Here is a 10786-nt window from a genome sequence, read left to right as displayed (position 1 = left end):
GGCGCGCGCCAGGCCGGCGGTGGACACCCCGCGCCGCTCACCGGCCTCGGCCGGCCCGCCGCCGCGGCGACCGGCCCCGGCCAGGGCACCGTACGAGGAACCATGGGCCGCCCGTCCCTGCCCCGGCGCCGCGCCCAGGAGCACCTGGCACCCCAGCTGCGTGAGGCCCCCGCCCCGCCCCGTGCGGAGTCCGGCCCTCCGGCAGGCCATGACCCCGGACTGATGGCCGCCTTCCAGCGCGGAATCGGCCTCGCCGAATCCGCGGAGGCGTCCGGCACCGAATCGGACGCGGCCCCCGAGGTCGACCGCTCGGCAGGAGAGGGAGGTTCCGGCCGGACGAGCGACGACTGACCGCCGTCCCGCGCAACTCCGCTCTTCTCGCGTTCCCCGTTTCCTCCACCCTCTTCCTACGCCGTACCGCAAGGAGTCGATCCACCATGGCGAGCGATGTGCCGACCGGCCATGTCAACGATCTGGACTGGCTGTTGAGCGGCCTGGTGCAGCGGGTGCCGCACACCCGCAGCGCGGTGCTGCTCTCCTCCGACGGGCTCGTCAAGTCCGTCCACGGCCTCGACCCGGACAGCGCCGACCACATGGCCGCACTGGCCTCGGGCCTCTACTCGCTCGGCCGCAGCGCCGGCATCAGATTCGGCGACGGGGGCGAGGTTCGGCAGGTCGTGGTCGAACTCGCCTCCACCCTGCTGTTCGTGTCCACCGCGGGATCAGGCACCTGTCTCGCCGTCGTCGCGGGGCGGGAGGCGGACGCGGCGGTGCTCGGCTACGAGATGGCGATGCTCGTCAAGAGCGTCCGGCCATACCTCGTCACCCCGTCCCGGCACGCCGCCGAGCCCACCGCCCTGAGGCCGTGAGCGTGGCGGCCCCGCAGGACGGGCCGTGGCTCGACGACGCGGCCGGCCGGCTCGTCCGCCCGTACACAGTGAGCAACGGCCGTACGCAGCCCACCGCCCCGCTCGATCTGCTGTCCCTGCTGATGCCCACGGGTGCCGCGCACCTCGGCCACCTCGGCCCCGAGCACAGCCAGGCGCTCGGCCTGTGCGACAGCGGTCCGACCTCGGTCGCGGAGGTGGCGGCCCACCTGCGGCTGCCCGCCGTGGTGGCCAAGGTCCTGTTGTCCGACCTGGTGGACTGCGGAGCCCTCACCACCAAGGCGCCGGTGTTCCACCACGCCCCCACCGACCGGTCACTACTGGAGGCAGTGCTCGATGGCCTACGACGACGGCTCTGACCCCTTCCCGCAGGCGCTCAAGATCCTGGTCGCCGGCGGGTTCGGCGTCGGCAAGACCACCTTCGTGGGCGCGGTCAGTGAGATCGAGCCGCTCAGCACGGAGGAGCTGCTCACCGCCGTGAGTGCCGGCACCGACAGTCTGGTCGGCATCGAGCAGAAGACCACCACCACGGTCGCGATGGACTTCGGGCGCATGACCCTCGACAAACGGCACGTCCTCTATCTCTTCGGCACGCCCGGACAGGAACGCTTCTGGTTCATGTGGGACGAGCTCTGCGAGGGCGCACTCGGCGCGGTCGTCCTGGCCGACACCCGGCGGCTCGAGGAATGCTTCTCCGCGGTCGACTTCTTCGAACGCAGAGGGATCGGCTTCGTCGTCGCGGTCAACGAGTTCGACGGGGCCTACCGCTACGAGCCCGAGGAGGTCAGAGCCGCCATAGACCTCAAGCCGGACGTGCCGGTGCTGCTCTGCGACGCCCGGATATCGAGCTCGGGCATACAGACCCTGGTGACCCTGGTCCAGCACCTGCTCACCCATACCTCGGCATCGAATTACGGAGCCACCACGTGACGTACGACCCGACCGGGCACCAGCTGCTGACCCCCGTGGACAAGGAGGCGCCGAGCCGGGTACGGCGGCTGCGCCGGCTGGGTCTCGGCGAAAGTCCCGAGCCGGAGTTCGACGCCTTCGCCGACCGGCTCGCCGAAGTCACCGAAGCGCCGTACTCGATGGTCAACTTCATCGACGAGAACCGGCAGTTCTTCGCCGGTCTGCACACCCCGTCCGGCAGCCACTCGGGCGCCGAACTGGGCGCTGTCGCCGCCGGGGACGGGCACAGCCGCTATCTCGCCCGCGACCACGGCTTCTGCCCGCACGTGGTGGTGCGGCGCAAGGCACTGGTGCTCGAGGACGTCTGCGACTATCCGAGGTTCGCGGGCAATCCGGTCGTGGACGAGATCGGCATCCGCTCGTACCTCGGCGCCCCGCTCATCGACCGTACGGGGACCGCCCTCGGCACCGTCTGCGTCGTGGACCGGGAGCCGCGCCCCTGGGGGAGGGCGGGGCTCGAGACGATCAAGTCCCTGGCCGCCGAACTCGTCGAGCGGATCCACCGCCGGGAGGACGGCCACGGCTGAGACGCACGGCAGACCCTCGGGGGAGACCCCTAGAGGGCAGGCTGAAGCTCTGCACGTAGCTGCGCCGCCGTCCGTGCGGGGCGGTCGGCCGTGTCCGCGCGGCGCGTCGGCGCCGCGGCCGGCGGGAGCTGCTGCACGTCCGCGGTGCACGCGGGCGCGAGGATGCGCCGGGCATCACGCAGGCAGCGCTCGAGGGCCCGGTCGGTGAAGCCGGCGGCCGCCTGGATCTCCCTGGCGGTACGGGCGGAGTCCAGGGCCGAGGCGATCTGGGTGAGCCCGGCGTCGGTCGTCCCGGCGTCGTGGGTGTCGCCCCGGTCGGACACCTGGACCGCGTGGTAGGCGGCCAGCCGGGCGGTCGTCAGACGCGACTGCATCCGGCCCAACTTCACTGCGATGTCGGGAAGTTCGTGCAGCGCCTTGCCGTGCCGGCGGCGTTCGGCGCAGAGCCTGGTGGTCTCGTCGAGCAGGGCCTGGTGGATGCCGAGTGCGACGGCAGTGAGACCCGCACGTCCGGTCCCGTCGCGCAACGACTGCGCGACCGCGGGTCCGTCGCCCTCGTCGCCGAGTCGGGCGGACTCGGGGACGCGGCAGTCCTCGAAGACGATCTCGCCGACGCTGAAGCCGTGCGGGCCGAGCGTCCGCCGCTCGCTGCCGCGGAGCAGTCCGGGCAGGCCGGGCTCGACGAGCAGCGCTGTCAGATCCCGGGAGTCCGGACCGGTGCGGGCGAGCACGCAGTGCAGCGCGCCGGAGTGGCAATTGCCCAGCTGCATACGGCCGTTGAGCAAGTAGTGCGCGCCGTCGCGGACCGCTCGGAGAGGCGGGCCTGCGCTCGCCCGGCCGACGGACGCGGACTCGTACCGGGGCCCGGACCCGGGCACGGTGGGCAGGCACTCGCCGGCCGCGATCGCCGGGAGCCAGGTCTTGCGCTGCTCGTCGCTGCCGAAGCGGCCGATCGCGGCCGCGGCGAGCTGTACGGACCGTGTCATGGCGCCGAGGGCGCCGCTGACCCGGGAGAGCTCCTCGACGACTATCGTCCCGGCGAGCTGTCCTGAGCCCGCCCCGCCGTACTCGGCTTCGATCGTCGGGCCGAACCACCCCTCACGGGCGATCAGCCTGGACAACTCGTGCTGGGCCCCGAGGGACCCCTCCATCGCCGGAACCTGCGGTCGTACCTCACGTTCGGCGAATCCTCTGATGGCCTCTCGTAGTTGATGGTGGAGCCGGCTGGTGAGATAGCTGCCCATTGCGAGCCCTCCTCCGCGAGTCGCCTGCCCGCAGGGTTGTTCGAGCAGGTGGTGCCTCGGTGGTCCCGTCCCGATTCGGCCCCCCACCATCCTGTTGAAGATCGCGTGTGCTTCAAGATCACGGCTGGACTTTGGCCGGAACTCGGTCGGTTGATGTTCAGCGGACTGTGTGCAGTGGGTGGCAGGCCGTAGCGGTACTCCACCAGACATGCCCAGCGGCCATCCGTCTGCCACATGCCGTGGGCAAAGGTTTCGCGGGCATATGGCAGAGAGGCGCGGACCGCCTGCCGGGACTGTGTGAAGTACCTGTTCAAGGCGGCGAGTTCCGGACAGCGGAGCTTCCGCCGGTGCCGTAAGCGGATTCAGGAGCCGGCGCCTGACGACCGGATGGCGAGGCCGGCGGCGGGTCATCGGGTGCGGCTGCGTCCTCGGGGGCGCCTTCCGCGACTCCCCGGCGATCCGGCTGTACGTGACGCCGACCGGCCGGTGGCCCGAACTCGCCGTTCGGCCGACGGTCGTGGATATATGCGGAATCCCGCCCCGCACGCTGCCGTTGGCCGGAAATCTCCCCGACTGCGCCCGTGCCCCGCAGCCTCCACCGAGAGCGGACCGCCCCGCTCCGCCGACGGCGTACGGAGGCATACTCCGGAGTGCGGACGGCGCACGATCGCGGGAGCGTACGCCGCGGCGTAGAGGCCCGTGGCCACCGCTCGACGGAGCCACCACCGAGGGTGCGACCAGTCAGGGCGGTCAGGGCGGGGGAGCCGTGCGCTGATCCGTCAAGACGGGGAGGCGGTGGACCCTAGCCCCCAGGCGCAGGTGGCGCCGTGCTGGCGCGCAGTACGACCTCCCCCGCCACCCGCTCCACCCGGGAGCGCCGGCCCCGCTCCGCACGCAGGGCGAGGGCGATCGCGCTGTGCCCCATCGCCGTGAGCGGCAGGGCCACCGTGGTGAGCGGCGGAGTGAGCTCGCGGACCAGCGGGATGTCGTCGAATCCGGCGAGCGAGATGTCCTCCGGCACCCGCAGCCCGTGCTCCCGGAAGGCGGCGAGCGCGCCGACCGCCATCACATCGGTCACCGCGAAGACACAGCTGGGCCGGTCGCCGTGGCGCAGCAGTTGGACCGCCGCGTCATGGCCGCCGTCCCGGGTGAACGCCCCGGTGATCACCCGGTGCCGGGGGAGTCGTATCCCCGCCTCGGCCAGCCCGGCGCGGAAGCCGGCGAGCCGGTCGCTCACCGTCGTCAGCCGCGCAGGCCCGGTCAGGACGGCGAACTCCCGGTGTCCCAGGCCGAGGAGCGCGCGGGCGAGTGCGGTCGCGCCCGCCCGGTTCTCGGGCAGTACGGTGTCGACGCGCAGGCTGCGGTGGCGGCTGACGACCGCGACCCGGCCGCCGCTGTTCTGGTACGCGGTGAGTTCGCTGTCCAGCGAACGCTCCCAGGACCGGTCCTCGATGCCGGAGGCGATGAGCAGGATGGCTCGGGCCCGCTGGGCGCGCAGCATCGAGACGTACGCGATCTCGCGGTCCGGTTCGCGGAAGGTGGAGGCCAGCATCACGAGCAGTTCGTGCTCGGCCGCCGCGCGCATCACCCCGCTCGAAATGGCCGCGAAATAAGGGTCGCTGACGTCGTGACAGATGACGCCGACGGTGTTGTTGGAGGAGCTGGCGAGGGCCTGGGCGTGGGCGTTGGGGATGTAGCCGAGCTCGTCGGCGGCGGCGAGGACCCGGGCGCGCAGATCCTCGCGTACCCGGGTGGTGCCGTTCAGGGCGCGCGACGCGGTCGCGGGGGACACGCCGGCGGTACGGGCCACGGCGTGCAGGGTGACCGGTGACCGGGGTGGGCCGAGCGGCCGGACTCCTCGCTCCGGCGTCTCGGTGGACGGCAGGGTCCGGTTCGTCGCTCCCAGTTCTCCCACGGCGCCCCCTCGGGCTCAGGCAGTGAACGAGTCGATGGCTTGCGGTCGGCCGGCGGTGCGGCCCGCGGTCGTACGCCGTACTGGTCGGCTGTGTGTCGTAACCGGTCGGGCTGTGCGTCGTACACGTTCGCCGGCGGTGCTCGAAACTTCCGCATGACGACCCCTTGACCGTGCGGACGAGCGGTCATTAGCGTGGCTCGCATCGTACCAGAAAGCGCTTTCTGAAAGCGGTTTCCCGTAACTGTCCCACAGGTCTACCGATCCAGCCCGCTCTCCGCAACAGCCGCCGTTCCCTGGGGAGTTCGACGTGAGTCAGAGCGCAGTGTCCACCGCCCCCGTGAAACCCGCGGGGGTCGCCGAACGAGCCCGGCCGAGCCTGCGCCGGCGCACCGTCGAGGCAGCCGAGAAGAGCTGGCGCCCGGTGGCGCTGCTGCTCGCCTGCTTCGTGGCGTGGTGGGTGATCTCGGCCGCCGAACTGGTCGAGTCGTATCTCGTGCCCTCGCCCGGCGCCACCCTCGACGTCCTGCTCGACAAGCCCGACTACCTCTGGCAGCACAGCTGGGTCACCACCTACGAGACTCTGCTCGGGTTCGTGATCGCCGTGGTCGTCGGTGTGGTCGCGGCCGTGGTGATGGTCTATTCGTCGACGGTCGAGAAGACGCTCTACCCGATCCTGCTCTTCGCACAGGTGGTGCCGAAGATCGCCATCGCGCCGCTGTTCGTCGTCTGGCTGGGCTTCGGGATCACACCGAAGATCCTGATCGCGGTCCTGATCGCCTTCTTCCCGATCGTCATCTCGATGGTGACCGGCCTCAAGGCGGTCGACCCGGAGATGCTCCAACTCTCGGCGACCATGGGCGCGAGCCCCTGGCAGACCTTCCTGAAGATCCGCTTCCCGGCCTCGCTCCCGCATCTCTTCTCCGGCCTCAAGGTCGCCGTGACGCTCGCCGTCACCGGCGCCGTGGTCGGCGAGTTCGTCGGGGCCAACGAGGGACTCGGCTATGTGATTCTGCAGGCCAACGGAAACCTCGACACCCCGATGCTGTTCGCCGGCCTCCTGGTGATGTCACTGATCGGCGTGATCCTCTTCGTGATCGTCGAGATCGCCGAGCAGCTGCTCCTTCCCTGGCACGCGAGCCGCAGGGACGGCTCGGTCACCACCTCGTACTGACCGCATCCGTAACGCCGTAACGCCGTAACGCCGTAACGCCGTAACGCCGTAACGCAATAACGCAGTACCGCTGTACCGCCGCAACACCCCCCCCGCACACCGCACCATCCACCGATGTCCGCTCGTGAAAGGGCCGGCCCGCATGCACCCGCGCAGAACACTCATCGGCCTCGTCCCGCTGACCCTGGTCGTCGCCACGGCCTGCGGCGGTGGTGACTCGGACACCAGCACCAGCGACTCGGGCAAGAAGCTCGACAAGGTCACCCTGACGCTCAACTGGTATCCGTACGGCGAACACGCCCCCTTCTACTACGGCAAACAGAAGAAGATCTTCGAGAAGCACGGCATCGACCTGACCATCCAGGCGGGGCAGGGTTCCCAGAAGACCGTGCAGGCCACCGGCGCGGGCCAGACCGACTTCGGCTGGGCGGACACGCCGGCCGTGCTCGCCGGTGTGGAGTCGGGCGTGAAGGTGCAGAGCCTCGGGGTGTTCCTGCAGACCACACCGGCCTCGGTGCAGTTCTTCGACTCCCAGGGCATCAAGGACCCCTCTGACCTCAAGGGCAAGACCATCGCGGGCACCGCGGGCGACGCGCTCTCCAAGACGTTCCCGACGTTCCTCGAGGCGAACGACCTCGCCGAGAAGGACGTGAAGATCCAGAACACCGACCCGGCGGGCAAGATCGCCGCGGTGATCTCGGGCAAGACCGATGCCCTGATCGGCTTCGCCAACGACCAGGGCCCGACGATGCAGAACAAGGCCAAGAAGGATGTCTCCTACCTCCGCTTCTCCGAGCACGGACTGAACTTCTACTCCAACGGTCTGATCGCCGGCCAGAAGGTGATCACGGGCAAGAAGGATCTGGCCAAGCGGATGGCGCAGGCGGCCAGCGAGTCCTGGACGGCGGCCGAGAAGGCTCCGGACGAGGCGATCGCCTCGATGGACGGCGCCTCCGACCAACTCCCGCCGAAGGACGTGCTCGAAGAGCAGTTCAAGACCACGCTCACGCTGCTGCACACCGACGCCACCGAGGGCAAGAAGCCCGGGGTGAACACGGAGGAGGACTGGCAGCAGACCATCGACGTCTTCGCCGAGGCGGACATGATCAAGGAAGCGAAGCCGGTCGGGGACTACTGGGCCTCCGACGTGGCCCTCAAGAACTGACCGCACAGGCAGGGCCCGTACCCGCGACATCGAAGGGCACACCATGCCGAACGACGTGACCCACAGCCAGGCCGGCACGACCCTCGAGAAGGCCGACGTGACCAAGTCCGTGACACCCGGGGGCCGCACCGAGGCGGCCGCCGCGGCCGTACGCATCGACGACGTCGCCGTACGGTTCCGCTCGAAGAAGCGCGACGTCACCGCCCTCACCGATGTCTCCCTGGACATCGCGAGCGGAGAGTTCGTCGCCATCGTCGGCCCCTCCGGCTGCGGGAAGTCCACCCTCCTGAAGCTGGTGGCGGGGCTGCTCGGCCCCTCGGCCGGCGAGGTCCGCCTCGGCGACGAGCGGGTGAGCGGCCCGCGCCACGACATCGGCTACGTCTTCCAGCGCGCGGCCCTGCTCGAATGGCGCTCGGCGCTGCGGAACATCCTCCTGCAGGCCGAGATCCGCAAGCTCCCGGCCGCCGAATCCCGGGCGCGGGCAGGGGAGTTGATCCGGATGACCGGTCTGGAGGGCTTCGAGGAGGCGCTGCCGCACGAGTTGTCCGGCGGTATGCAGCAGCGCGTGGCGCTGTGCCGCGCGCTGCTTCACCGGCCGCCGGTGCTCCTGATGGACGAGCCGTTCGGCGCCCTCGACGCGCTGACCCGGGAGCAGATGAACGTCGAACTGCGCCGCATCTGGCAGGAGACCGGCACCACGGTGATCCTGGTGACCCACTCCATCTCGGAGGCGGTGTATCTCGCGGACCGGGTGGTCGTGATGAGCGCCCGCCCCGGCACCGTCTCCGAGATCATCGATGCCGGACTGCCCGCGGAACGCGGCTACTCGGAGACGATGGCCCGCCCGGAGTTCGGCACGGCCACGACTCGCATCCGCGAACTTCTGGGGGCGGCGTCTGCCGCGGACTGACGGGCGGGGCGGACCCGGGGCGTTCGGGCGTGGTCGGTCAGCTGACGCGCTGGCAGATGACGTAGACGGTCAGGTCGACGCTACGTGCGGATTCGTTGTGCGCCTGGATCTGCCAGTTCATGTTGTCGGGACCTGGCCTGTTGGACATGATCTTGAGAGCGTCCTGGCCGGGCACGAGCTGGTGGAAGCCGCCGCTGACTGCTTCGGTGCCTGACGGGCACCGGGGGCTGTCGGTCCAGCCGCTGACGCCCACGTCGTACGTGTCTGTCCTCTCCAGTCGGACGGGCGGAGTCGCCGTGGCGTCCTTCCCGGCTGCCCCGTCCTTCCCCGCGGGCCCCTGGGGGCCTGGGTCGCCTTGCTCGCCCTGGGGGCCTTGCTCGCCCTGTTTGCCTTGCGGACCTTGTGCGCCGTCGGTCCCGGGGTCGCCTTGCGGACCTTGTGCGCCGTCGGTCCCGGGGTCGCCTTGCTCGCCCTTCGGGCCTTGGTCGCCCTTGGGGCCCTGCTCGCCTTGCGGGCCTTGCTCGCCCTGGGGCCCCTGCGGCCCGGTCGCCCCCGTCGAGCCGGGTTCGCCCTCATCCCCCTGGGGACCCTCGGGACCAGTGGCCCCGGCATCTCCCTTCTCGCCCTTCTCGCCCTTCTCGCCCTTCTCTCCCTGGTCGCCCTTCGGCCCAGGAGGTCCAGGAGGTCCGGGAGGTCCGACCTTGCCGTGGTCGTCGCACCACGGCACGGTGCCGTTGTTCCTCGTGTAGCGCGCGGAGAGGTAGCCGCTGCGGTTGTCGAGCTTGTACCAGGTCGAGTTGCCGGCGACCTTCTGTCCGGTCACCTTGCAGCGCAGCAGGACGCGGGTCCCGTTCCGGTACGTGGTGAGCGCCTGCGACGCCGTCGTGGGCTGTGCCCGGACCTTCTGCCCGATACGGGAGACGACCTTGCCGGGGACGGCGGCGGCCTGCGCTTCGGCGGTCATCACGGCGGAGGCCGCGAGGCCCGCGAGCGCGCAGACGGCCGCACGCTGGGCGATTCGTGAGCTGATCATGGCCGCAGGCTAGGACGCCCGACCGCTTGTATGACCGCGCGCCGCGACACGAGTCCTTCCGATGGGCTAAGGCAGCCGTGCTCCGCAGGCGGACGGCCGGTCCCCGCCACAGCGCGGGAACCGGCCGTCCGCTTCGAGCGGATGCTCAGATCCTCAGAACCGCAGCGCCTCCAGATACTCGTAGCTGTTGCGCGCCGTGGCGAACGGGTCCGCCGGGCTGTCGTGTTCCACCAACCACTGCCGTACGCCGCCCACATGGGCACAGCGGAACATGGCCGCGAAGTCCAGGACGCCGGAGCCGACATCGGCGAAGTCGCCGTCCGGGGCCATGTCCTTCACATGCAGTGCCGGGAACCGCCCGGGCTCGCGGACGAAGTACTGCCCCGCGTCCGTGTCGCCCTTCGCCGCCCAGTACACGTCGAGTTCGAAGCCGACGAGCTCCGGGTCGGTCTCCCGCAGCAGGATGTCGTAGAGCACCTCTCCCTCGACCTCCGCATGGTCCGTACCGTGGTTGTGGAAGAGCACCGGGCCGAGGCCGGCCTCGCGAGAGGCCAGCCCGATCTTGTTGAACTCCCGTGCCGCTTCCCGGAATCCGGCCGGTGTGTGCATCGCCTCCGGCAGGCTCGGCACGACCGGCCACTCGGCGCCGAGCGTGTGCAGATCCTCCAAGGCCTGAGGGAGCCCGGAGCCCGTCAGGATGTCGTATCCGACATGCTCGAGCACCGCCTCGAGACCCGTGGCGTCGAGCATGCCGCGGATGGCCGCCGCGTCGTGCCCGTGCCGGCCGCTCACCCCGACCGTGGCGTAGCCGATCTCGGCCAGCTGCTCCACCGTGCCGCGGAAGTCCTCCGCGAGCGGATCGCGCATCGTGTACAGATGCATGCCGATGGCGTCGCGCGGGATGCGCCGCCGTCTGCCGCGGCCCGCCGGCGCCGCCTCCTGCGCGTGCGCCGCCGAGCCGAGGC

At 70.6% G+C, this 10786-nt stretch carries 11 protein-coding genes and 1 pseudogene; 8 read left to right on the top strand and 4 right to left on the bottom strand.

Features of this window, described 5'->3' with window-relative positions:
• The 5 genes and pseudogenes from DY218_RS35455 to DY218_RS26490 form a co-directional block, all read left to right on the top strand.
• Positions 1 to 351: pseudogene (locus DY218_RS35455) on the top strand (sensor histidine kinase); the annotation flags it as partial.
• Between the two features lie 86 nt (positions 352 to 437).
• Positions 438 to 869 carry a roadblock/LC7 domain-containing protein gene (locus DY218_RS26505; RefSeq protein ID WP_128558651.1) on the top strand — a complete coding sequence of 144 codons (432 nt, stop codon included), beginning with the start codon at positions 438 to 440 and terminating at the stop codon, positions 867 to 869.
• 2 nt (positions 870 to 871) lie between these two features.
• The gene (locus tag DY218_RS26500; protein WP_128558654.1) at positions 872 to 1246 is read left to right on the top strand and encodes a DUF742 domain-containing protein; all 375 of its coding nucleotides are present in this window, start codon (positions 872 to 874) and stop codon (positions 1244 to 1246) included.
• Positions 1224 to 1817, top strand: coding sequence for a GTP-binding protein (locus DY218_RS26495; RefSeq protein WP_128558650.1), 594 nt, complete (start codon positions 1224 to 1226; stop codon positions 1815 to 1817). The genes DY218_RS26500 and DY218_RS26495 overlap by 23 nt, the downstream gene beginning before the upstream one ends.
• Entirely contained in the window at positions 1814 to 2383 is a 570-nt protein-coding gene (locus DY218_RS26490; protein WP_128558649.1) for a GAF domain-containing protein, read from the top strand. The genes DY218_RS26495 and DY218_RS26490 overlap by 4 nt, the downstream gene beginning before the upstream one ends.
• 29 nt (positions 2384 to 2412) lie before the next feature.
• Here DY218_RS26490 and DY218_RS26485 read toward each other — a convergent pair whose 3' ends face one another.
• Positions 2413 to 3627, bottom strand: coding sequence for an acyl-CoA dehydrogenase family protein (locus DY218_RS26485; RefSeq protein ID WP_128558648.1), 1215 nt, complete (start codon positions 3625 to 3627; stop codon positions 2413 to 2415).
• 802 nt (positions 3628 to 4429) lie between these two features.
• Positions 4430 to 5512, bottom strand: coding sequence for a LacI family DNA-binding transcriptional regulator (locus DY218_RS26480; RefSeq protein ID WP_128558653.1), 1083 nt, complete (start codon positions 5510 to 5512; stop codon positions 4430 to 4432).
• 337 nt (positions 5513 to 5849) lie between these two features.
• On the opposite strand from DY218_RS26480, the gene DY218_RS26475 reads away from it, so the two are divergent.
• From DY218_RS26475 to DY218_RS26465, 3 genes are all read left to right on the top strand, one after another.
• Positions 5850 to 6713: an ABC transporter permease gene (locus tag DY218_RS26475; RefSeq protein ID WP_128558647.1), complete on the top strand. Its 864-nt coding sequence runs from the start codon at positions 5850 to 5852 to the stop codon at positions 6711 to 6713.
• Between the two features lie 142 nt (positions 6714 to 6855).
• The gene (locus DY218_RS26470) at positions 6856 to 7878 is read left to right on the top strand and encodes an ABC transporter substrate-binding protein (protein ID WP_128558646.1); all 1023 of its coding nucleotides are present in this window, start codon (positions 6856 to 6858) and stop codon (positions 7876 to 7878) included.
• Between the two features lie 43 nt (positions 7879 to 7921).
• On the top strand, positions 7922 to 8788 hold the full coding sequence (locus DY218_RS26465) for an ABC transporter ATP-binding protein (RefSeq protein WP_128558645.1): 867 nt from the start codon (positions 7922 to 7924) through the stop codon (positions 8786 to 8788).
• 37 nt (positions 8789 to 8825) lie between these two features.
• Here the strand turns inward: DY218_RS26465 and DY218_RS26460 are convergent, their stop codons facing one another.
• Both DY218_RS26460 and DY218_RS26455 read right to left on the bottom strand, forming a co-directional pair.
• A complete protein-coding gene (locus DY218_RS26460) occupies positions 8826 to 9821 on the bottom strand; it encodes a collagen-like domain-containing protein (protein ID WP_199566861.1) in 996 nt (331 codons plus the stop codon).
• Positions 9822 to 9974: 153 nt separating this feature from the next.
• Positions 9975 to 10786: sugar phosphate isomerase/epimerase family protein (locus DY218_RS26455; RefSeq protein ID WP_147336180.1), on the bottom strand; the 812-nt coding region annotated here is incomplete at its 5' end.

The organism is Streptomyces triticagri (genome assembly GCF_003429565.1).
Classification (GTDB): domain Bacteria; phylum Actinomycetota; class Actinomycetes; order Streptomycetales; family Streptomycetaceae; genus Streptomyces; species Streptomyces triticagri.
Note: the sequence above shows the minus strand (reverse complement) of the source record. Positions and strands in the feature narration are given on the sequence as shown.